This is a genomic window from Bradyrhizobium sp. NAS80.1 (assembly GCF_001908205.1).
Taxonomy (GTDB): Bacteria; Pseudomonadota; Alphaproteobacteria; order Rhizobiales; family Xanthobacteraceae; genus Bradyrhizobium.
The window spans coordinates 25,915-47,084 of record NZ_LGHL01000104.1 but is presented as its reverse complement, the minus strand read 5'-3'; the positions used below and the strand labels follow the sequence as shown (position 1 = coordinate 47,084).

Here is a 21,170-nt window from a genome sequence, read left to right as displayed (position 1 = left end):
CTTATCGTCTTCGTAGTACGCACTCTCTACAACAAACCCACGCGGCACCAGACTGGAGCGCTGGAGTGCTTGCTGCATGGCGCTGATTCTCCCCCATTCAAAACGCCAGACATCCCCCAAACTGCATCAAAAGTGAGTCAGAGCCAAGGTTGCACGCCGAAAGGGGGCAATATTTCGGAGCCAGAACACAATCCGGCTTTGGGTCATCGCCTTCGCCTTCCGCTTCCTTTTGCGCCTGGCGCTGCTTGATGCCCGCCTGACGGATTGGGGCGTCGCGCACCTCATGATCGTACTTGCCAGCCTCGCTACCCCACGCGTGCCAGCCGTGGCGCGTCTCACGCGAGAAGATGTCGGCGCGCCGCCAACCCGGCGTACGATCCGCGATCATCTGATAAAGCTCATCCGGCTTGCGGCTGTGCTGGCGCGCGATGCCGTCAAAGATCGATGGAAACGTGATCAGGGGCGGCTTTCCGATGGTGCCGATCAGCACCTGCTCGTGCATTGATCGCGTCCAAAATCCGCAACCCATACGCAGTTTCCCGCGCCTCGTGACCTTGCGCCAGACGATGTTACTTTTGTACGTGACACGCCACGCTTCAAGGCAGGCGAGCGCGTGCGGCAGCATAGGTATGGTGGCCCAACACATCACGATGGCGTCATCCTGGCAGAGATCGCGGACAGGAAGCACCTTGATCGCGTCGAGCGGCATCACGGTGTAATGTGCCTGCGCCGACTTGCCTTGTCCGGCAAGCGAGTAGGTTTGAAATTCCCACGGCGGATCAATCAGCGCGAGCCGGAATGAACGCGGCAACAACGGCTCGAAAAACCAGGGCATGATCGACATGGTACACCTCACGATCCTGCCCCAACGAAATATCCGCGCTGGCCATATCGCTCGGCCGGAGACCGAAAGCTCGCAATGCGAATGCTCCTGACAACGCCTGTGAGCGCCTGTCCCGCCCGGGCAGCGGGTTTGTCGTTGTCCGCAAGGTAGATGACATCGCGGTCCTTGAACACAGCAGCGATCTGTGGGGTCCAGACGGCGTCGACACCATGTTGAACGGCACCAAATCGAGTTCGTCATCAATCTGAAGACGACCAAGGCGCTCGGGATTGAACTGCCGGAGTAGGTTGAAGAGGAAGAACCGCCACGGCGGGAAACGATTGGCGCCCGCGAGCACCGCGGCAAACAACCGGAGCACCGCGACGAAGCGTCCTAGAAAGACTTTTGGGGTATGAGCCTCGGTGGATCTGGCCGGAGTCCGATTGACGAAATCCCGAAGACAAGGCCGCGAAGGTGCACAGTATCATTCAGCAACTCGGGGCAAGTCTTGCCGTCGCCTCTCCGGACGGTCCGGAAAATCTGCTCACCGTCTAGCTGCGAAAGCTACGAGCTTTCCGACGATTGGTCCGTGGTTTCTGGCCGCTTGTTGTACGGAATTTGTACGAAAATCGCAAAAAGTCACGGGTCAGCCCGCTCGGTGCAAAGGTAACAGGCTGTTTCTGATAGCAAAATAGAGCTGGAGCGGGTGAAGGGAATCGAACCCTCGTATTCAGCTTGGAAGGCTGCTGCTCTACCATTGAGCTACACCCGCGTTAGGGGCTCCCTAACACGGCCGGGCGGCGGTCTCAACTGCCCAAGGAGTGGCTTTCGGCGGCTTTTCCCGCTTGCCAACAGGTCCGGTTCGGCCCGGTCCGCCTCCCCTTAACAGCGGTAGGCTTGCTGCCTATATTGGGGCTCCCGAAACCAACGAAAGGAGGTGATCCAGTGTTTTATCTCAAGCGCTGTCACCTCGCTGGGATCGCCAGCTAAGCTTTGAACAGAGGCTTGGCATCGGGGCGGTCTCGGCCCTGGACCAGCGAGCAGGAAATCGGGCGCGACGGGCGACTGCCCGCCGCGCCTTTTCTTTTGAGATTTTGTCCTGGTCGGAAGGAGCGAGCCGGCTCAGATGGCGCGAAGCCGCTCGCGCATGGCGACGGCAGCAATCAGCGTGCCGACGCACCAGGTCATGACGGCGCGGTGTGGCTCGTCACTCAAGAGCACGGTCAAGATGGTCGTGAACAGGCACGGGGCGATCGCCTTGCTGGACCGGCTCGCCAGCGAGAGCAGGAACTGCATCGCGGCGATCGAAACTTGCAGGACGCTCATTGTCGCGCATCGGTTCGAAGGCTTTAGAGGCCGCGGACGTTCAGAAGACGCGGCTGCTTGCCGCGGCGGCTTTCGACGATCCGCTCGCCGCCGTTCTCAGCCGAGCTACCGTAATAGCGGTGATGGCCGCTCTGATCCTGCAAATCCGCCGGCTCGGATTGTCCCGCCCGACGCGCGTCGCAGATGATCCTGATGGTCGACATGGCCGCCTCCGAATGGCTCAGTGTTCTTGGTGGCCATCAGTCGCATCGATTTCGGACAGCGTTCACCGCTCGAGGCGGCAATCGGGTTTCAGGACGGTTTCGTCGCTGGGCCGGCGACGCAATATTTTCGGCGCCGCTATTGTCGGTGGCGGCCGCGGTGATACGTCCTTTGGGTGCGCGCAGCAAAATCAGCGAGGTGACGATGCTTTACGCCATCCTGGCCTATCATGTGGAAGACGAGGTCATGTCCTGGACGCCGGAGGCGGACGCCACGGTCATGACGAACCTGAGAGCTGCCCACGAGCCGTTGCGGGCCAACGGCCATTTCGGCCCCGCCGCCCGGCTCGACGAGACCAGCAAGGCCCGCACGCTGCGCGGGCCCGGCGCCGGGATGGTTCTGGACGGCCCGTTCGCCGAGACCAAGGAGCAGCTCCTCGGCTTCTACATCATGGAGTTCGACAACGAGGACGGCGCGATCGCCGCGGCGCGCGAGCTGCGCAAGGCCAATCCGAGCGCGGTCTACGAAATCCGCCCCATCAAGCTTTTCCTGCCGGCCGACGGGTTCGGCGCGACATCAGGGTGATCGGGGCGCTTTACGTATCCTGGTCCGCCGGTGCGGCATTAAAGCGCCTGATCAGGAGCCCACCGAAGGCAATGAACCAGAGAAAGGGCGCGACATGCGGCGCGAACGCCGCAGCGATCGTGCCTGGCACGAACACGAGCAGCGGAAACAGCGAGGCCATGGTCTCACGGCGCCAGCCGCCGAAGATCGTCCACCACAGCCAGGCATTGAGGCCGGCGATCGCAGTCAAGTGCAAGCCGTAGAGCACCGCGACGGCGCTACTCATGGCGTAATTGGTGTAGAGGCCGTTGGTCACCGGCAGCAGCACGATCGAGAGCAGGAAGAACAGATTGAGGATCACCACGCCACGGCTGCCGACAGGCTGGCGCGCCAGCCGTCGGTGATGGCTGATCCAGAACAGGCCGGCGATGATGAAGCTGAGCGCAAAACCGCCGAGCTTGCCGGAATAGACCCGGGCGAGATCGCTCCAGTCGGGCGCGCTGGTGAAGACTGCGGCCTTGGGCAAGTCATAGGCGAGCAGCGTCATGGCGACGCCAAAAATGGTGTTGCTGAGCGACTCCAGCCGCCGCATCTCGAACTGTTCGGGCTTGAGCTCGGTCATACCGGGTGCGCTTTTCGGGCTGGAACTTTGGGCCGTCTATTCCCTAGGTGTTAAACTCGGCTCCGTCCAGCCGCATTGCGATTCGCTGGCAAATCGCCGATTCTCACCCTTTCACCGGGGCGATTCGTGGCGACATATCTGGACACGCTCAATGCGGAGCAGCGCCGCGCCGTCGAGCATGGCGTGGCCGATGGCGCAACCGTGGGCGGTCCCCTGCTCGTCATCGCCGGCGCCGGTTCCGGCAAGACCAACACGCTGGCCCATCGCGTCGCCCATCTGATCGTTGCCGGCGCAGATCCGCGCCGCATCCTCCTGATGACATTTTCCCGCCGCGCGGCGGCCGAGATGGCTGGCCGGGTCGAGCGTATCGCCCGAAAGGTGCTCGGCGAGAACAATGCCGCGATCATGCGCGATGCGCTGACCTGGGCCGGCACTTTCCACGGCATCGGTGCGCGGTTGCTACGCGAATATGCCGAGCGGATCGGCGTCGACCCCGCCTTTACCATCCACGACCGCGAGGATTCCGCCGACCTGATGAACCTGGTCCGGCACGAGCGCGGGTTGTCGAAGACCGAGAGCCGCTTTCCGGCCAAGGGCACGTGCCTGTCGATCTACTCGCGCTGCGTCAATGCCGAGATGGAGATCGAGAAGGTGCTCGGTCAGCATTATCCCTGGTGCGCGGGCTGGGCGGCCGAGCTGAAGGGACTGTTCGCGGCCTATGTCGAGGCCAAGCAGGCCCAGCACGTGCTCGATTACGACGACCTCCTGCTCTACTGGTCGCAGATGATGAGCGATGCGCTGATTGCCGAAGAGATCGGCGGCCGCTTCGATCACGTGCTGGTCGACGAATATCAGGACACCAACCGCCTGCAATCCTCGATCCTGCTGGCGCTGAAGCCTGATGGCCGCGGCCTCACCGTGGTCGGCGACGACGCGCAGTCGATCTATTCATTCCGCGCCGCCACCGTGCGTAACATCCTGGAATTTCCGCAGAGCTTCTCGCCCCGCGCGGACATGATCACGCTCGACCGCAATTACCGCTCGACGCAGGCCGTGCTGGCGGCCGCCAACGGCGTCATTGGCCTTGCGCGCGAACGCTTCACCAAGAATCTCTGGACCGACCGCACCTCGTCGCAGAAGCCGCAGCTCATCACCGTGCACGACGAGGCCGACCAGGCGCGCTACATCGTCGAGGAGGTGCTGGCCAATCGCGAGCAAGGCGCACTGCTCAAGCACCAGGCGGTGCTGTTCCGCACCTCCTCGCATTCCGGGCCGTTGGAGATCGAGCTGACCCGCCGCAACATCCCCTTCGTCAAGTTCGGCGGGCTGAAGTTTCTCGACGCAGCTCACGTCAAGGACGTGCTGGCACTCTTGCGCTTTGCCGAGAATCCACGCGATCGCGTCGCGGGCTTCCGCGTCCTGCATCTGTTGCCGGGCATTGGCCCCGCAACCGCGCAGCGCGTGCTCGACCAGATGGCGGAGAGCACCGATCCGCTGCACGCGCTCGGCCAACTTCCGGTGCCGCCGCGTACTGGTGCCGACTGGACCGACTTCGTCCGCACGACCCAGAATTTGCGCTATTCGGAATGGCCGGCCGATCTCGAGCGCGTCCGGCTCTGGTACGAGCCGCATCTTGATCGCATCCACGAGGATTCCGAGACGCGCCGCGCCGACCTGATGCAGCTCGAGCAGATCGCGAGCGGCTATGCCTCCCGCGAAAAATTCCTGACCGAGCTCACGCTCGACCCGCCGGATGCGACCAGTGACAAGTCCGGTCCGCCCTTGCGCGACGAGGACTATCTGATCCTCTCCACCATCCACTCCGCCAAGGGCCAGGAGTGGAAGTCGGTGTTCGTGCTCAACGTCGTCGACGGCTGCATGCCCTCCGATCTCGGCGCCGGCACCAGCGCCGAGCTCGAGGAGGAGCGCCGCCTGCTCTATGTCGCGATGACGCGCGCCAAGGACGATCTGCACCTCATCGTGCCGCAGCGCTTCTTCGTGCACGGCCAGGCCGCCAAGGGCGACCGCCACGTCTACGCCTCGCGCACCCGCTTCATCCCTGAATCGCTGGTCTATTTGTTCGAGCGCACCGCGTGGCCGAAAGCCGCAGCGGGCGCGGCCCGCACCGCGGCGCAAGGCCCGAAGATCGATATCGGCGCGCGGATGCGCGGGATGTGGCGGTAGAGCGCGGCGCTCGGCAAGAGGGTTGTGCGTATCTCGAGATAGGACCCAAGAATGGAAACCCAGCATTTCCGAAAGCCGCCTTGTGAGCTGGCCGCCGTCCCTTAAGTCTCGTCGATCCCTCCCCTCAGAGACCTGATCGATGAACGCACCGCTTCAATTCGGACTGGATACCTTTGGCGACGTCACCAGGGACGCCTCCGGCGCGATGCTTGCGCATGCGCAAGTGATCCGCAATGTCGTCGACGAGGCGGTGCTGGCCGACGAGCTCGGCCTCGACTTCATCGGTCTCGGCGAGCATCACCGCGCCGATTTCGCGATCTCCTCGCCTGAAACCGTTCTCGCTGCGATCGCTGCGCGCACCAAGCACATCCATCTCGGCTCGGCCGTGACGGTGCTGAGCTCGGACGATCCGATCCGCGTCTTCCAGCGTTTTGCCACGCTCGACGCGCTCTCGAACGGACGCGCCGAGGTGATCCTCGGCCGCGGCTCCTTCACAGAATCCTTTCCGCTGTTCGGTTTCGACCTCAGGGCTTACGAGGCGCTGTTCGAGGAAAAGCTCGACCTGTTCGCAGCGCTCCTGTCGCAGAAGCCCGTGACCTGGGAAGGCAAGCTGCGTCCGCCGCTTAAGGGTCAGCTGGTCTATCCGCCGGTCGAGAACGGCCAGCTCAAAACCTGGATCGGCGTCGGCGGCAGCCCGCAATCGGTGGTGCGCGCCGCGCATTACGACCTGCCCCTGATGCTCGCGATCATCGGCGGCGACCCTGCGCGCTTTGCGCCTTACGTTGACCTCTATCACCGCGCCTTCAGGGAGTTCGGCCGCCCGGCACAACCAATCGGCGTGCACTCGCCCGGCTATGTCGCCGAGACGGATGCGCAGGCGCGCGAGGAGCTGTGGCCCGATTACAAGGCCATGCGCGACCGCATCGGCAAGGAGCGCGGCTGGCCGCCAATGGGCCGCGATGAATTCGTGAACGAGGCCGAGCACGGCTCGCTCTATGTCGGCTCGCCGGAAACCGTCGCGCGCAAGATCGCCAAGACGGCAAAGGCGCTTGGTATCGAGCGGTTTCAGCTGAAGTATTCGGCGGGGCCGTTGCCGCACGAGAAGCTGATGAAGAGCATCGAGCTCTACGGGCGGAAGGTGGTGCCGATGGTGCGGGAGATGATGGGTGAGCCCTTGGAGACAGCCTGACTACGCTGGCTTCATCAGCCCTAGCCGGCTTGCGCCGACATAGAGCGAGAGCACGGCAGCATTGGACACGTTGAGGCTCTTGATCTCGCCGGGCATGTCGAGCCGCGCCACGACGCTGCAGGTCTCGCGGGTCAGTTGCCGCAGGCCCTTGCCTTCGGCCCCGAGCACCAGCGCAAGCGGCTCGCGCAGCGCGACGTCCGAGAGGTCCTCGCTGCCTTCGCTGTCGAGGCCGACGGTCTGGAAGCCGCGCTCATTCAACGCGGTGAGCGCGCGGGCGAGGTTCTGCACGGTCACCATTGGCACCAGCTCGAGCGCGCCGGAGGCCGCCTTGGCCAGCACCCCGGTCGCTTCCGGGGTGTGCCGCGCGGTGGTGACGATCGCCTTGACTGCGAAGGCCGCCGCGGAGCGCAGGATGGCGCCCACATTGTGTGGATCGGTGATCTGATCGAGCACCAGCACCATGCCTTCCTGCTTCAAGGTCTCGATGTCAGGCGAAGGCAGAGGGTCGGCTTCCGCGAGCAGGCCCTGATGCACGGCGTCCGGCGAAAGCAGACGGTCGATCTCCTGGGGGCGGACGATCTCGGGCGCGACGCGGGTCTCGATGTTTTCTTCCGCCAGCCGCCGGGCGGCGTTCTCGGTCAGCGTCAGCTTGCGGATCCGCCGCGCTGGATTGGCCAGAGCCATCGTGACGGTGTGCCATCCATAGAGGATGACGGGTCCGTCGAGTTGCGAATCACGATCGCGCCAAGCCGGCCGGCCGGCCGATTTCCCGGGCCTGTTGAAGGGCTTAGCCCCGCCGCGGGGCCCCCTGGGGGCAAATTTTCGATCCTTCATGGGCTCGCTTGTGTCACGGGCGCCGGAATATGGCAATTTGGATGCGAGTGGAGGCGATTTTAGCTGTTCACCTCGGTTGACTTTGCCCCACTGCTTCGCCCATAAACGCGCCGGTCGCGCCCCGATCCGGGTTGCCGCGGCCTTCACGTTCCATGGCCGTCTTCGGTCCGCCGGCAAGGCCCGGCCCGATTGTGCTGCCGTCGAGCGGGGGAGTGTCCCGAGTGGCAAAGGGAGCTGACTGTAAATCAGCCGCCTCATGGCTTCGCAGGTTCGAGTCCTGCCTCCCCCACCAGCCTTTTTCCGCAAAGCCCTAGCGGCGTCCCCGTCTCTTCGTAACCGCCTATTTGCGATCACCGCTACGGCACGCTCACGCTAAAAACAAAATGCCCGTCCGCTTCGCGCGGACGGGCATTTCTTCAACTCAACCAATCAAACGATCAGTAATAGCGGCGCACCGCGCGCTGGCCGCCGTAATACGGCGCGCGGTAGCCGTAGCGCGGACCGTAGCCATAGTTCGTGCGCGGCAGATAGCCGTAGCGCGGGCCGTAGCCATAGCGATATGGACGGTAGGCGCCCGGGGCGGCAATGACGCCGCGATAGCCATAGCCGTAGCCATAGCCATAGCCATAGTTGGCGGGGGCAACGACCGCGTCCTCGCTATAGGTCGGATACGGCGCGAAGGCGCCCGGGCCGGTATAGGTCGGACCCTGGTTGACCCAATAGTACTGCGTCGTCGGCTCGGCGAGCTGCGCAAAGCCCCAACCGCCATAGCCCGGGCCATAACCCCAGCTACCGCCGCAACCCGTGTTGCAGCCGGAATAGACCGGTACAACTGGCGCAACCGGCGCGCAAGCAGTGTAGCCGCAATCCGCGGCCACCGCGGCGCCCGCAAACATCACGGCAGCCGCCGCGACCAGTCCCGAAATCATTTGACGCATTACTCTCTCCTGTTGAATTCCGTTCGTTGGATTTTGACGTTTCTTAGCCGGGGGGCCTGCCGGGCAACCCGGGATGCGGGCGCGGCCGATATCGCCGCGGATAGTCGTTGATCTCAGGCGCGAGGATCACCGGTGGCGGATCGACGGGCACGTCCATCTGCGGCGGCAGCGGCGCGGATTGCGCACTCCAGCTCTGGTGGTAGCTCTCGGCCGGCTTCGGCAATTTGCGGTTCGCGGGCGGCTCGACCTCGAGGCGGCCGTAGCCGGGCCGCAAGCCCAGCGTCGGATAATAATGGCCGACGTCGGCGGGCTGCCGCTCGGCGATATAGCGCCCGCCATAAATCGTCGGCTGCACCTGGACGTTCTTGCCCAGGCCCCAGACACCCTCGACGACAGTGTAGGATGCGTCGATGTTGTTGATGATGATCGGCACGCCGGGACGGCCGGGAACGACGATATCAAAGCCCTCGCCGGCAAACGCCGTCGCGGGCAGTCCGATCAGAAAGGCTGCGAGCGCCAGAGCGCGCATGGGAGGATCCCGGTTATCCGGGCGACAACCTATCCGATTGCGGCCCGCAGAGGGTTAAGGCCGCCTCACCAAATTCCGGTAAGCCTAACACGTAGGGATTGCATGCCGCTCAAATGCTGCGAAGCGAGCTAGCGAAGCGTTAACGCCTTGCGGCCGCCGATGCTCGGCGTCGCCCGAACCACGCCGGGATGCATGGCACAAACCGCACATCTTCTGCGCGATCACATCGAAGTGACACTGCTTACGCAAGATCGCGGAACGACTCGTCGACGGTCGCACTTAGCCTGTCGCTTAACGACGGTCTCAACTACATGGAGCAAATACCATGACGAGCCTGAAACTGATCGGCGCGGCTGCTATCGCGGCGTCCGCATTGGCGAGCCCTGCTTTTGGTCAAGCGGCCTTCTCCAATCCTGATGCTTGCCAGTCCGAGTTCCCGAACGCGAATTGCATGAACGCGGGCCCCGGCAGCCCCTACGCGACCAGCCGTCAACAGCGGCATTATCGGCGTACGGCCTACCGCCAGCCGAACCGCTACAATAATGCGACCAGGCCCAACAGCGGCTTCTGGCCGCTGGATACTGCGGGCGCAGTTGCTGGCGCCGCCGTCGGCACCGCGGCGGCCGTTGCCTCAGCTCCGTTCCGCAGCTGGGACAACTCGTACGCCTATGACGCTTCCGGCAGCTACAACCGTGGCGAAATGGGTTGGTACGGCAATTGGGATACTTACGCGGCCCGAAACGGCATCGTTTGCCGGCCCGGCACCTGGATCAAGGGCGAAGACGGTCGCCGGCACATCTGCCAGTAGGCTGACCCAGGTCGAATGCAATAGAACAGGCGGCCTCTAGGCCGCCTGTTTCATGTCCGCGAGGATGATCGCGGGGTTCTGGCACTTTCCGATCAAGTCTGGTATTGCGGCGCGCACGGGCCGGACAGCCCCGGCGCATGCCGGTCCCTGCCCACATCCCAGCGTCGCCGGCTTAGCTCAGCGGTAGAGCAGCGGTTTTGTAAACCGAAGGTCGGGGGTTCAATCCCCTCAGCCGGCACCACGGATTTGCCGGGAATTACCGGGCTTTTCTCGCTTTCAGGCCTCCGGAAGGCGCGGCTAAAACGGAAACAAAACGCGGTCACGTCCGTCGCAAGAACAGGCACAGTTGTTCTTGACCTGTTCACTTCCCGGCGAAAAAGTACACGAGCCCGTAACCCGGGAAAAATGCCGACAACAGCGCATTTAGAATCGATCCGTTTTTAACGCCTCGGATGATTCCCATGATCGGGCTCGCAATGAATACGATAACGACGACCCAATGCCAGATAGACAGCGAGCCCATACGCCCCCCCAGTTAGATCAGACCCATGCGCGGCATAGTCTAATCTCGGCGCGCGTTCAACTCGCGCCAGATCTTGCTCGCCTGGGTCTCTGTCAGCTTCCATCGCTGGAATGTGCCGTCTGCTTCCCCGAGGGTGATGTAGCGTTCGCCGGGCGCTCGCCGTTCAGGCCAAACTCAATCTCATCCTCGGGGCCAATATCTTCGACACGTACTTCCAGAGGCGCGGCATTGTCCGCTGGCGTTATCTCCGCCTACGCTACTAGGAGCGAAGACATCGCGGGGATCATCGGCGCCGAATACAGCCCCCCAATTGCGGAGGCGATCGAGGGTGCGGTGGGACAGCGCGTGACAAGCGTGCTGGTTCTGCCCCGTCGTAAATCACGACGTTGACGGCGCGACGCTGCCTTCGCCGCAAGTCCACGCCTTCCCCTCACTCCTGCCCCACCTCGAACGCCAGCAGCACGTTGCCGGCGACGCCGCCCCATTGGCCGTAGCCGGCATTGGTGTAGAGCATGCCGCCGGCGATGACCGGCCCCGGGCCGTCGATCGCGCCGCCATGGGCAGCAACGCCGTTGACGGCCTTGAAGTCCCGCGCGGTGTCGAACTCCCACAGCAGCTTGCCGTCGGCGGCGGCGTAGGCGCGCATGAAGCCGCTGACGCTGCCGGAGAACACGACGCCGGGGATCAGGCTCACCGCTGCCGACAGCGCGGGGCTGCATTGCAGACGCTCGCCGCAGGCGACCGGAGGCACTTCCATCGCGATTTTCCCGCTGGCGAGATCGAGGCCAAACAGGCCGCCACCCTGGGTGGAATCGAGCTGTAGCGGGCTGGCGCGCGTAAAGCGCACGTCGGAGTTCGCGACATAGACGCGGTCCTGATCGGCGGCCGAGCCCCATTCGCTGCCGCCGAGCGGGCCGCCCTTCCCGATTCTGGTCTGCCACAGGATCTTGCCGCCATCATCGGGATCGAGCGCATGCACGACACCGGATTTCTGCGCGATGACGAGCATGCGCCTGCCGTCGCGCAAGGTCACGAGGATCGGCGACTGGCCGAAATCATGATCGGGCCCGTGATCGTCGGGACAATTGGTCTTGTCTGCGCTGAAGCACGCCACGACAAAAGCATCCTTCGGCGTTGCCTGCTGCTTCCAGAGCAGCTTCCCGGTCGCGAGCTCGAAAGCGAGGATCGCATCGGCGGTTGCGGCTGGCGGATTCGAATAGGAATTGCTGGTCGCGACATAGACGGCGTTGCGCTTCGGATCGATCGTCGGTGCCGACCAGATCGAGGCGCCGGACGGACCGAAGAGCTGCGTGCCCCTCGCATTCTTGCCGGTCGGATGCGGCACTTCCGGGATTGTATAGGCCTGCCAGACCGGCTTGCCGGTCGCGGCCTCCAGCGCGACCACGCTGCCGCGGAAGGTACAGCATTCGTAAGTGACTTGCGAGCCGGCGGCTTCCTCGATCGAGGACACCGGCACGTAGAGAACGCCGGAATGCAGCGTTGGGGCGCCGGTGATGCGCGCGGCCGGATGCTCCTCGACCTTTGTTTTCCAGATCAGTGCGCCGGTCAGCGCGTTCACGGCATAGGCGTTCGCGCGCAAATCACCGAAGAAGATCGCGAACTGATCGGTGCCGGGAAGCGGCGCAAAGCTGATCGCGGCACGCACCGCGCCATCGGTTGCGAATGTCCACAGCGTGCAGCCGCTTCTGGCGTCGAGCGCGCGCACCTTGCGGTCGGTGCCGCCGATGAACAGCAGACCGCCTACGATGGTCGGTGGCGCAAAGGACACCGAGGCGCCGGGAAATGCATAGGCCCATTTCAGCCGCAGGCGCGGCACCTGCTCCGCGGTCAGGCCCGCCATGTCGGCCGGCTGGAAGCGGCTATTGTTGACGTCGACGCCCCAGCCGTTCCAGCGAGGACCGTCGAGCGGTTGCGGAAAACCGCTGACCCGCTGCGTGCAGCGGCCCTGCGCGTCGGCTGCGCTAGCCTCGGTCGCGGCCTTGCCGGTGACGAAGGAAGCGATCGCACGGCGTTCCTCGTCGCTACGGTCCTTCGCCATCGCCGCCATGCTGCCGGAGGTCAACGTCCCCAGCACATGATCGAACGACATCGCCTGCATGGCGCTGCGGCCCGGCACACGGCTCTGGGCATCTCCGCCATCGTGACATTGCGCGCAATGCGCTGCGTAGAGGGCGGCGCCGTCCTGCTGCGCCAGTGCCGGCGCGCAGCACCAGATCAGCATCGCAGCTACCACTACACTGGGTCTCATGGCGTGCTCCAGCACCGGTACCGGTACCTTAACGCGAGATGGCTTCACACAACCCCAAGTATATTGCGCCCAAGTATACTGCGCCAAGTGTACAGCGGCAGCAAGCGCCGAAGGAACGGATGTTCCGTCGCGTTTGTCACATATCCGTGGCAATGCCGGCGATATGGGGCAGTTCGTCCAGCCGCCAGAGCCCGAGGCTCTTGTCTCGCCAGCCGCCACCGCCCTCCTCGCAACGCTCGTTGATCAACGCGCGCGGCGCCGGCCAGTTGAACGGCGCCTTCTCCATGTTCAGCGCGCGCCAGTCGCCGTCTTCGCAATCGCGATTGCCGTCCCATTCGGGGAATGTCGTGACCAGCAGGAAGCGCGCGCCACTGTCGCGAAAGCGAGTGACGGTGCGAGCGATGTTCTGAAAGCTCAGATGCACCAGGCAGTCGCGGCACAGGATTATGTCGGCAAGCGGCAGCGCATCGCGCGTGATGTCCGCAACGCGAAACTGGCCGGCCAGTTCACCCCGCGCCGCGCGCTCGCTATTGGCCTCGATCAGCGACGGCACGATGTCGATGCCGATGTAATCGACATCGAGCTTCATGCGGCCGATCCAGCCGGCATCGCCACAGGGCGCATCGAGCAGCGAGCGCGCCCCGAGCCGTTGCAACAGTGCCGGGAGTGCTTCCCGGATTGCGGCGGTGGCGGGGTCCTCTGAGCCAAGGCCTGACACCGAGGTCGCGGCTCCCCAAAGGTTCGTCCTCTCTATCCGCTCGAACCGCGCGGCGAGATCGAGGCCAGCAAAGTTCTCGCGGTCGGCGACGAAGCGTTCGTGGGCGAGCACGGCTGGACGATTTGCGATCATGGGATGAGGCTCACATCAAGATTCCGTCGCGGGCTCACTATATAGACGTGGCGTCGCGTCCAAAATCATCGGCCCCTCCTTCAAGCCGGCTTCTGCCACTCCATGATGTGGAAGAAGGGCACGCGGCGATGATGGGCAATTCTGTCGGGATCGCCGGCTGTGGGCTGCGGTTCGACGAACAGGCGCAACTGCAGGCCGTGATCGAGCAGGAGCGTCATATAGGTGCTGAGCGGACGATGCCAGTTCTGGACACGGATGCCGTTCCAGCTCACCCAGATCGGCCGCTCGTCCATGTAGTGGTCGATCGAAAAGCGCGGGATACCCTCGCGGTCGCGCATCCATCCATCGGGCTGGCCTGCTGTGTTGAAGCTGGTCAGGTTGGCGATCAGCAGCGTGCCGCCCGGCCGCAGCGCGGCCACCATCTTCGCGATGGCCCCAGCGAGATCTGGTATGTCGATCAGGCTGAGATAGCTGACGACGAGATCGTAGAACGCATCGGCGTCGATCGTCTCGGCCCTGCCGAGCCGATAGTCGCCATGCGGGTCCAATTCCCGAGCAGCGCTTCGGTCGGATCGATGCCGGTCGTGCAGATGCCGGCGCGCTGCATGATGCGGCAGAAGCGCCCCTCCCCGCAGCCGACGTCGAGCGCATTGCGAAACCCGCGTCCCTCGATCCGCGCCTGCATTGGCGCATCCAGCACGAAGCGGCGGCCATAGTCGCCCTCATCCCCCTGCTCGATGATCCAGGCGGCCGCGGACGCGGCCCAGCCATCGCTGATGTCCTCGCTCATGCCTCTGCCTTCGGGACTGGATGCTCGCCGCGCGTTGCGCGGGGACGGCTACTGACCACAGATTGGATCAGAGTTCAACATGAGGTAGGGTGCACATGGCATGCATCCCTATACCAGCCGAGAGATCGCCAAGATCGTCGCCGGTGCCGTGACGGCGATCGTCGCGACGGGCTTTCTTTTCGCGATCGCCATGGCTCTCTTGCTGCCGCAATAGGAACTGCGGCTCGCCGGCGCAAGGCCGCCGGGCCTTGTGCGTCGCCCGGCTTACGCCGCGCGCACCGTCCGGAGGAATTTCCCGACCTCGTCCTTCAGCCGGTTGCTGTCGCTTGCCAGCATTTTGGCGGTCGAGAGCACCTGCGAGGAAGCCGAGCCGGTTTCGGCCGCGCCACGCTGCACGTCGGAGATGTTCGAGGAGACCTGCTGGGTGCCATGGGCCGCCTGCTGCACGTTTCGTGCGATCTCCTGGGTCGCGGCACCCTGCTCCTCGACGGCTGCGGCAATGGTCGAGGACACTTCCGACAGCCGCTCGATCGTCGCTGAGATGTCCCGGATCGCATTCACCGATTCCTGGGTCGCGCTCTGAATGCCGGAGATCTGCTGGCTGATCTCGCCGGTCGCCTTTGCGGTCTGCTCAGCCAGTGTCTTCACCTCCGAGGCGACGACCGCGAAGCCGCGGCCGGCCTCGCCGGCGCGCGCCGCTTCGATCGTGGCGTTCAGCGCGAGAAGATTGGTCTGACCGGCGATGGTATTGATCAGTTCGACGACATCGCCGATCCGCGTCGCCGCGATCGAGAGCTCGCTGACCCGCTCGGTCGTGGTGCGGGCCTGGCTGACGGCGTCGCCCGCCATCCGGGCCGATTCCTGCACCTGCCGGCTGATCTCGTTGACCGAGGAGGACAGCTCCTCCGTGGCGGTCGCGACCGATTGCACGTTGCCGGTGGCTTCGCCCGAAGCGGTCACGACGACCGAGGTCAGCTCCTGCGCACGTTGCGCGGTGGTTGCCAGGGTCGAGGACGACGCCTCGAGCTCGGTGGAGGCGGATCCGACGGTATCGATGATCTCGCCGACCGCACGTTCGAAGCCGTCGGCAAGGTTGAACATGTCGCGGCGGCGCTGCTCGGCAGCCTGCTTCTCCGCTTCGACCTGCGCGGCCTTGAGACGCTCCACTTCCAGCGCGTTGGTCTTGAACACTTCGACGGTCCTGGCCATGTCGCCGATCTCGTCGTGGCGCTCTTTTTCGGGCACCTCGGTTTTCAGATCGTTGCGGGCGAGACCCTCCATGGCGAGCTTGAGCCGGGCGATCGGCTGCGACATCGCCTTGAGGCCGATGAACAGCGCGATCGCGATGCCGACGAACAGGCCAAAAGCGCTGACGCCCATCACGGTCCAGGTCGCGGATTTGGCGTCACGTTCAATGGCATCCTTGCGCTTGACAACCGCCCGGGCAGTCTCGCCTACGAATGAATTGATGCGCACCAGGGCCGCGTCGATCAGCGGATCGCACTCCTTGTGAGCCCGATCGGCGGCCTTCGCATTCTCTTCCTGGCTGCTCGCCTGCGAGCCGGCCTGAAGTACCCGATCGCAGCCCATGAACACGGCCTTCAACTGGCTGCTCATGTTCTTGATCTCGCTTGCGCGCGACAGATCGTCTTGCTCCGCCGCCTCCAGGAATTGACGAATTTCGTCGCGGTTCTGGGTTGCTGTCTTGAGACGCTTGGCGTTGCCTGCCTCGGTCGCCTCGGTGAAGACCGCATAGAGCGCAGCGTGATACGTCTCGACGCGGCGCAAGGCTCGCGTCAAGTTAAGCGCCGACGATTGCGCAGCGGCGAGTTCGCTGTATCCGTCGACGGTTACAGAGAGTTCGCGCGTTCCAAAGGCGGCGACGCCAGCCAGCGCACAGCCCATCACGGTCACGATCAGCGTGACCTTCCAGACGATCTTCAAATTATTCAAAAAGCTCATTTCGGCCGCCCAACGATTTTCAGCGACCGAAGCAGTCGCAGCGGCGCCATTGGAGCCGGCGGTCGTTAAGATTTGATACCAGATGACGCTCGTAGTCTTACGGAAAAATAACCGCTCGCAGCCCGCGCGTAAGCTTCAGTGATCTCTGGCAGAGTTTGGTCCGCTCTCGGCGCGCCCTTCGTGCCCAACGTCAACCCACGCGAGCGATAGCGCTCAGCGCGGGGATGCCTCGGTACCCTCCTCGGGCCGGCCATGGGCACGCAGCAATGCCTCGACGAAAGCAATCACCTCCGCCCGCTTGTCGGGCGGCAGCGACAGAAAGGCGCGCACGAGCCTCAGGCCCTGCGCTTCGTCCGACTGCTCTGTCTTGGGATCCATGCCCTACTGTCGGGCGTTCGGGAAAAATATGCAATCCCCTGCGGGGTCACCTCCTTGATTCGGCCGGCCAGCTTTGCTGGAATAGCTCCAACCGAGGTGCACCATGAAGTGGATCAAGGAACGCGACGCGCTGATCGCGCAGACAATGGCCTTCGTCCAATCGGTAACCGGCAAAGGCAAAAGGGATACCCACCATCCACCGGAGCGCGCCACGACTGCGTTCGCGGTAACGACGGAGATTGTTACCGTCCGGGCCGTTGCGGTCGAAGCCGAGCCTCCGGCCGCCGTATCGCCACCCGAACCTCCGGCGGCCGTATCACCCCCCGAGCCCCCGCCGCTCGCCCAACCTCACCCCGTCCAGGTCCCGCCGCCGCGGACGAGCGATGTTCGCAGCGAGATGCAGGCCCGCATTGCCAATTTCCGCAAGCACCAGGAACGGTTTGAGCGCGAACGTGAGGAATATTGTGCGGCGACCTTCGCGCGGCTCCGCGCCGAGACGCGCGACGCCTCCCCCCACCCGCCGGCGGGAAAGTGAGGCGGCTAGCGCCTCACAGCCAGGACCATACCAGCCAGAGATTGGTCGCGCAGGCGCCGAACAGCGCCAGCGTCAACGGCAGGAGCATGTGCCCGCAGGAGGTTTTGAGGTCACTCGTCATGGCCAAAAACATCCGCTGATTCCGGCCGGAGAGTCCCAGGGATTCTTTTTTCTGGGATTCAGGACTCGTTTACGACTCAGGGCACCAGGCGCCTTGATCACGGCTCCGTGATCACACTGCCAGCCGGAACCCCCTCCCCAGCGAAGTCGTTAACGCGCATTCCGGGAGCGGGAAAAATGCCCTACGCCCTGTTCTGCAACGACGCACAAATCAGCAAGGCCTATCCGGGCGAAGCCGACGTTTGGAAACTCGCGGAGCGGAGCGGTTTGGTCGTGGATGTGTCAGCCGACGACGACCGTCCCGGACCGCGCCGGGTGCTCGACAACGACTACGAGATCAAGCCCTGCCGGGCAGCCCAAGGCGAGGACCCGGCCGAGAACAAGGCCGAGGCCGAGCAGCAGTCCAGGACGGAGCTTAACCTGAATTCGTGAGATCCGGCCGGAGGCCTGAGGGGGGCTCAGGGCGACGCGGTCGCCAGCGAGGCCTGCTCACCCGTCAGCACCACACAGGACTTCCGGCGGTGCAGCCCGCGGATTGCCCCGGTGACCTTCAGCACCTTGCCCGACGGACAGGAGGCGTCCTTGACGAAGGCCACCTCATAGGGTGCCAGCACCAGAGGCTCGGATTTGAGGATTGTCTGTGCAGAACACGGCAAGGCGATGAAGCACGAAAGCACTACTGCCGACACAAGAATACGCATGTCCGTCGTCCCACCAACCCGTAGCTGTCATATAACGCGTTCCGGAGCGCGAGTTCCGTAAGCGGCAAAAATTATTTTTGCTTTACCCGAGCCCCGTGACGCGCGTGAGAAGGCGCGCGCCAGAATGTTTGCCTGCAAATGATGCGCCAGATGGTTCACGCAAGGCAAACGAAAGGTCGGCAAACAAAAGGCCGGCGGAGGCCGGCCTTTGTCAGATCGTGGTCGTTGACGGTGCGTCAGTAGCGCGAGCCTGCCGGACCGCCCCAGCCGAAGCGGTAGTTCACACCGACCTTGACGGTATGGTCGTCCTCCCGGCCGCGAACACCGGCAATATCGGCCGGGCCTGAGGTGAAGGTCGTGCTGCCGAAATTATAGTACTGGTACTCGGCCTTGGCCGACCAGTTCGGCGCGAACATGTATTCGAGGCCGGCGCCGACCGTGTAGCCGTCCTTGCTGTTGCCGGTGGTGGTGAAGGCCTGGGGCACGCCGGCAATATTGACGCCGAGATTGTTGTTACGCCAGGCGTAACCGCCCTTGGCGTAGAGCAGTGTCGGCCCCCAGGTGTAACCGACGCGGCCCGTCACCGACCCGATCTGATCGGTGTTGGACGTCACCTGCGTCCCAAGCGGGAACAAGACACCGTTGTTGTTGGTCGGCAGCCAGGAATACTGGGCCTCGATACCCACCACCCAGTTGGGCGCGAACTGATAGTCGAAGCCACCCTGCACGCCGCCCAGGAAGCGCGCGTCGCTCGACTGGAAGCTGCTGTCGCCGGCGAAGGCGCCGCCGACATGGCCGCCGATGTAGAAACCGGTCCAGTTGTAGATCACCTGCGGCGGCGTGTAGACCGGCGCCTTGGTGTAGGTGCGCGGCTGCATGTCGGCTGCCGCGGCCGGCGCGGCCAACGCAAGCAGAGCTGCGGCGCCGAGCCAAATCGTCTTCATGTTCATCCCCGTTCTTTCAAGAGATCGACCCTCAGCAAACCAAACAACGTGGCGTGAATTTGGTTGCCTCGCGGCGATGCCGGAACGTTGATCGTTCGTTACTGTGACGGGTGACAACAACGCGATTTGTTCCGCCAAGTTGCCTTGCACCGACTGTTTTTGTCGCTTGCGCAAGGCCCCCGAAACAATTGGTCGCAAGGCAAAACCGCCCCGTTCAAAGCTCGCCAAAATGTGATCCAGCGGCTCCGGCGGCCCCTCTCCTAGCACCAGGCGATGAAGGCGGGCTTTGCGCTACCGCGTCATCTTTTCCAGTTCCGGAAAGGGAGCGTAAACCGCACCGGCGCAGAGCTCGCTGGCGCGATCGACGACGCGATCGGCCCGCCCGTTGACGAAAATCACGGCGCGCTCGCGCATGCCCTTGTAGCTGCCGTCGGTCTCACGCGGCGTGAAGTGCAGGCAACTCACATAGAACTGTCGTCCGCCGACCTCACGCTGCACCGGCTCGGCCATGCTGGCGTCGCGCACCCCGACTGGATTGTTGAGATAGGAGCGCATCAAGGCGAGTGTGTCGCTGCGGAAATTGTCGGGAAAGGGCTGCGGGCCTCCGGCCTGGGTCCCTTCCATCAGGGACGGACGGTCGCCATCGCTGCCGAAACATCCCGCAAGCGCCAGCGGCAATGCCAGGATCACCGCACGTTTCGCCAATCGCCCCACAGGTCGCGCTCTCCCCTCGAACAGACTTGGGGATGTTCTAGCTGCAAGGTTGCGTCAAGGGAATTCGCTTGCGCCCTCCGCGCCGGCGCGAATGGCGCACCGGCCCGCCACCGACACCTCGAGCTTTCGCGCAAGGCATGGCCAGCGGGCCGGGCCTGAATTCCGCACGCGGCAGCGGGGGCAATGCAGAGATGCCGCCGCGCGGGATCAGTCGTCAGCTGCGCTTTTCAGTGGTCGCCGGCTTGGTGACGTCCGGCTGCGCCTTCGGCGACTTCTTGGCCGACAGATGCTTGTGGTGATGACGATGCGTACGCACGGTCTTGTGCTCGTCGGGCGTGACGGCGGCGTGCGCGTTCATCGTCTTCGACTTGGTATCCGCCTTGACGTCGGCAGCCTTCGTATCGGCCTTGACGCCGGCATCGGGTTTCGCGGCGGAGTTCGACACCTTGCTCTGGCTCTGGTCCGCCTTGATCACCGGCGCGGTGGTGTTGGTCTTGCCGGCCTCGGTGGCGAAGGCCGGGGCTGCGATCACGGAAGCTGCGAGCAAGGCTGCGGAAAAGGTCTTCAACATGGTTGGTCTCCTCTTGAAGGATCTCGAGGCGGCGCCCTCTCGCCTACCCTTCGATCGTAGGTGCGAGCATAGGGAGTGCGCACTGAACCCAGTCTGAAGCTCCTTGCCAGCTTCCGTTCATCTCGATGACAAGTTTGTCATCTGCGGCACGGCGAATAGACCGGCCAGCCGGGAATGTTTTGGTCCGATGGGTGTTCCCGTCTTCGGGCAATCGTGTAGGATCGCCACATTCCATACGGGAGAACTTAGATGCGCAGACTCTCAATGCTTCTGGTGCCGGGACTCGTCTCCATGACGCTGGCGGCCGCGCCGGTGCTGACCAGCGCTTACGCCGCGGGCAGCGACGAGCCCTCGTCGCCGCCGAAGTCGGATACTTCCGCCAAAAAGGGGAAGAAGAAGAGCTCCTCCGTCAGTGATCCCAAATTCCTCGCTGCCTATCGCACCGCCTACACCACGATCTACGACAGCCACGACTACACGAGTGCGATCGATCAGTTGAAATCGCTCAAGCGCGACGACGTCGCCGACGTCGCCAATCTGATCGGCTACTCCTATCGCAAGCTCGGCGACTACCGGTCGTCGAAGGTCTATTACGAGCTGGCGCTGAAGGACGATCCAAACCATGTTCGCACCTGGCAGTATTACGGCCTCTGGCAGCTCGAGCAGGGCAACCGCGAACAGGCGCAGTATCATCTGAACAAGATCGCTTCGCTCGCCGGCACCGACAGCTCCGAGTATCGCTCGCTTGCCGCTGCGCTCGACAAGCCGACCGGCGCGACGCTCGTCTACTGAGAC

General features: G+C 63.9%; 23 protein-coding genes, 3 tRNA genes and 1 pseudogene. 9 read left to right on the top strand and 18 right to left on the bottom strand.

Going from position 1 to position 21,170, the window contains the following annotated elements; all coding sequences use genetic code 11:
* Nucleotides 1-97 precede the first annotated feature (97 nt).
* The 5 genes from AC629_RS22995 to AC629_RS22975 form a co-directional block, all read right to left on the bottom strand.
* Complete coding sequence (locus AC629_RS22995; protein WP_245331977.1) at nucleotides 98-844, bottom strand: MT-A70 family methyltransferase; 747 nt, start codon at nucleotides 842-844, stop codon at nucleotides 98-100.
* Nucleotides 780-1,193, bottom strand: a complete 414-nt coding sequence (locus AC629_RS50235; RefSeq protein WP_349531207.1) for a hypothetical protein — start codon at nucleotides 1,191-1,193, stop codon at nucleotides 780-782. Before AC629_RS50235 ends, AC629_RS22995 begins: the two co-directional genes overlap by 65 nt.
* Nucleotides 1,194-1,521: 328 nt before the next feature.
* Nucleotides 1,522-1,595: transfer RNA gene (locus tag AC629_RS22985), tRNA-Gly, on the bottom strand.
* A gap of 350 nt (nucleotides 1,596-1,945) precedes the next feature.
* Nucleotides 1,946-2,149 (bottom strand): hypothetical protein, encoded by a 204-nt coding sequence (locus tag AC629_RS22980; RefSeq protein ID WP_084807243.1) that lies wholly within the window; start codon nucleotides 2,147-2,149, stop codon nucleotides 1,946-1,948.
* Between the two features lie 23 nt (nucleotides 2,150-2,172).
* The gene (locus AC629_RS22975) at nucleotides 2,173-2,352 is read right to left on the bottom strand and encodes a hypothetical protein (protein ID WP_084807242.1); all 180 of its coding nucleotides are present in this window, start codon (nucleotides 2,350-2,352) and stop codon (nucleotides 2,173-2,175) included.
* A gap of 202 nt (nucleotides 2,353-2,554) precedes the next feature.
* Here AC629_RS22975 and AC629_RS22970 point away from each other — a divergent pair, with 202 nt between their 5' ends.
* Complete coding sequence (locus AC629_RS22970) at nucleotides 2,555-2,935, top strand: YciI family protein (protein ID WP_084807251.1); 381 nt, start codon at nucleotides 2,555-2,557, stop codon at nucleotides 2,933-2,935.
* Nucleotides 2,936-2,945: 10 nt separating this feature from the next.
* Here AC629_RS22970 and AC629_RS22965 read toward each other — a convergent pair whose 3' ends face one another.
* Complete coding sequence (locus tag AC629_RS22965; RefSeq protein ID WP_084807241.1) at nucleotides 2,946-3,536, bottom strand: TMEM175 family protein; 591 nt, start codon at nucleotides 3,534-3,536, stop codon at nucleotides 2,946-2,948.
* A 126-nt stretch (nucleotides 3,537-3,662) separates the two neighbouring features.
* On the opposite strand from AC629_RS22965, the gene AC629_RS22960 reads away from it, so the two are divergent.
* Both AC629_RS22960 and AC629_RS22955 read left to right on the top strand, forming a co-directional pair.
* A complete protein-coding gene (locus AC629_RS22960) occupies nucleotides 3,663-5,720 on the top strand; it encodes an ATP-dependent helicase (protein ID WP_084807240.1) in 2,058 nt (685 codons plus the stop codon).
* Between the two features lie 139 nt (nucleotides 5,721-5,859).
* Nucleotides 5,860-6,909 (top strand): LLM class flavin-dependent oxidoreductase, encoded by a 1,050-nt coding sequence (locus tag AC629_RS22955; RefSeq protein ID WP_084807239.1) that lies wholly within the window; start codon nucleotides 5,860-5,862, stop codon nucleotides 6,907-6,909.
* On the opposite strand, the gene rlmB is transcribed toward AC629_RS22955, so the two are convergent.
* Nucleotides 6,910-7,743, bottom strand: coding sequence for a 23S rRNA (guanosine(2251)-2'-O)-methyltransferase RlmB (gene rlmB / locus AC629_RS22950; RefSeq protein ID WP_084807238.1), 834 nt, complete (start codon nucleotides 7,741-7,743; stop codon nucleotides 6,910-6,912).
* A gap of 206 nt (nucleotides 7,744-7,949) precedes the next feature.
* On the opposite strand from rlmB, the gene AC629_RS22945 reads away from it, so the two are divergent.
* Nucleotides 7,950-8,035 (top strand) — tRNA-Tyr (locus tag AC629_RS22945).
* 145 nt (nucleotides 8,036-8,180) lie between these two features.
* Here the strand turns inward: AC629_RS22945 and AC629_RS22940 are convergent.
* Both AC629_RS22940 and AC629_RS22935 read right to left on the bottom strand, forming a co-directional pair.
* Nucleotides 8,181-8,681: a hypothetical protein gene (locus AC629_RS22940; RefSeq protein WP_084807237.1), complete on the bottom strand. Its 501-nt coding sequence runs from the start codon at nucleotides 8,679-8,681 to the stop codon at nucleotides 8,181-8,183.
* Nucleotides 8,682-8,724: 43 nt separating this feature from the next.
* A complete protein-coding gene (locus tag AC629_RS22935) occupies nucleotides 8,725-9,210 on the bottom strand; it encodes a hypothetical protein (RefSeq protein ID WP_084807236.1) in 486 nt (161 codons plus the stop codon).
* Nucleotides 9,211-9,535: 325 nt separating this feature from the next.
* On the opposite strand from AC629_RS22935, the gene AC629_RS22930 reads away from it, so the two are divergent.
* Nucleotides 9,536-10,018: a hypothetical protein gene (locus AC629_RS22930; protein WP_084807235.1), complete on the top strand. Its 483-nt coding sequence runs from the start codon at nucleotides 9,536-9,538 to the stop codon at nucleotides 10,016-10,018.
* Between the two features lie 166 nt (nucleotides 10,019-10,184).
* Nucleotides 10,185-10,259, top strand: a tRNA-Thr gene (locus tag AC629_RS22925).
* A gap of 712 nt (nucleotides 10,260-10,971) precedes the next feature.
* On the opposite strand, the gene AC629_RS22920 is transcribed toward AC629_RS22925, so the two are convergent.
* The 5 genes and pseudogenes from AC629_RS22920 to AC629_RS47025 form a co-directional block, all read right to left on the bottom strand.
* Nucleotides 10,972-12,810, bottom strand: coding sequence for an outer membrane protein assembly factor BamB family protein (locus AC629_RS22920; RefSeq protein WP_084807250.1), 1,839 nt, complete (start codon nucleotides 12,808-12,810; stop codon nucleotides 10,972-10,974).
* A 136-nt stretch (nucleotides 12,811-12,946) separates the two neighbouring features.
* On the bottom strand, nucleotides 12,947-13,660 hold the full coding sequence (locus AC629_RS22915) for a class I SAM-dependent methyltransferase (RefSeq protein ID WP_084807234.1): 714 nt from the start codon (nucleotides 13,658-13,660) through the stop codon (nucleotides 12,947-12,949).
* A gap of 80 nt (nucleotides 13,661-13,740) precedes the next feature.
* Nucleotides 13,741-14,450, bottom strand: a pseudogene (locus tag AC629_RS22910) (class I SAM-dependent methyltransferase).
* A 264-nt stretch (nucleotides 14,451-14,714) separates the two neighbouring features.
* The gene (locus tag AC629_RS22905; RefSeq protein WP_084807233.1) at nucleotides 14,715-16,412 is read right to left on the bottom strand and encodes a methyl-accepting chemotaxis protein; all 1,698 of its coding nucleotides are present in this window, start codon (nucleotides 16,410-16,412) and stop codon (nucleotides 14,715-14,717) included.
* Between the two features lie 213 nt (nucleotides 16,413-16,625).
* Nucleotides 16,626-16,790 (bottom strand): hypothetical protein, encoded by a 165-nt coding sequence (locus AC629_RS47025; RefSeq protein ID WP_168195566.1) that lies wholly within the window; start codon nucleotides 16,788-16,790, stop codon nucleotides 16,626-16,628.
* Nucleotides 16,791-16,893: 103 nt separating this feature from the next.
* Here AC629_RS47025 and AC629_RS22900 point away from each other — a divergent pair, with 103 nt between their 5' ends.
* The gene (locus AC629_RS22900; RefSeq protein ID WP_084807232.1) at nucleotides 16,894-17,325 is read left to right on the top strand and encodes a hypothetical protein; all 432 of its coding nucleotides are present in this window, start codon (nucleotides 16,894-16,896) and stop codon (nucleotides 17,323-17,325) included.
* A gap of 297 nt (nucleotides 17,326-17,622) precedes the next feature.
* A complete protein-coding gene (locus AC629_RS22895) occupies nucleotides 17,623-17,877 on the top strand; it encodes a hypothetical protein (protein WP_084807231.1) in 255 nt (84 codons plus the stop codon).
* Nucleotides 17,878-17,903: 26 nt separating this feature from the next.
* On the opposite strand, the gene AC629_RS22890 is transcribed toward AC629_RS22895, so the two are convergent.
* The 4 genes from AC629_RS22890 to AC629_RS22875 all read right to left on the bottom strand — a co-directional run bounded on the left by AC629_RS22890 (nucleotide 17,904) and on the right by AC629_RS22875 (nucleotide 20,375).
* On the bottom strand, nucleotides 17,904-18,146 hold the full coding sequence (locus tag AC629_RS22890) for a DUF6719 family protein (protein ID WP_084807230.1): 243 nt from the start codon (nucleotides 18,144-18,146) through the stop codon (nucleotides 17,904-17,906).
* A 236-nt stretch (nucleotides 18,147-18,382) separates the two neighbouring features.
* A complete protein-coding gene (locus AC629_RS22885) occupies nucleotides 18,383-19,090 on the bottom strand; it encodes an outer membrane protein (RefSeq protein WP_084807249.1) in 708 nt (235 codons plus the stop codon).
* Nucleotides 19,091-19,381: 291 nt separating this feature from the next.
* Entirely contained in the window at nucleotides 19,382-19,777 is a 396-nt protein-coding gene (locus AC629_RS22880; protein WP_084807248.1) for a hypothetical protein, read from the bottom strand.
* A 241-nt stretch (nucleotides 19,778-20,018) separates the two neighbouring features.
* Nucleotides 20,019-20,375, bottom strand: a complete 357-nt coding sequence (locus AC629_RS22875; RefSeq protein WP_084807229.1) for a His-rich protein BRANT — start codon at nucleotides 20,373-20,375, stop codon at nucleotides 20,019-20,021.
* Nucleotides 20,376-20,624: 249 nt separating this feature from the next.
* Here AC629_RS22875 and AC629_RS22870 point away from each other — a divergent pair, with 249 nt between their 5' ends.
* Nucleotides 20,625-21,167, top strand: a complete 543-nt coding sequence (locus AC629_RS22870; protein WP_084807228.1) for a tetratricopeptide repeat protein — start codon at nucleotides 20,625-20,627, stop codon at nucleotides 21,165-21,167.
* Nucleotides 21,168-21,170 lie beyond the last annotated feature (3 nt).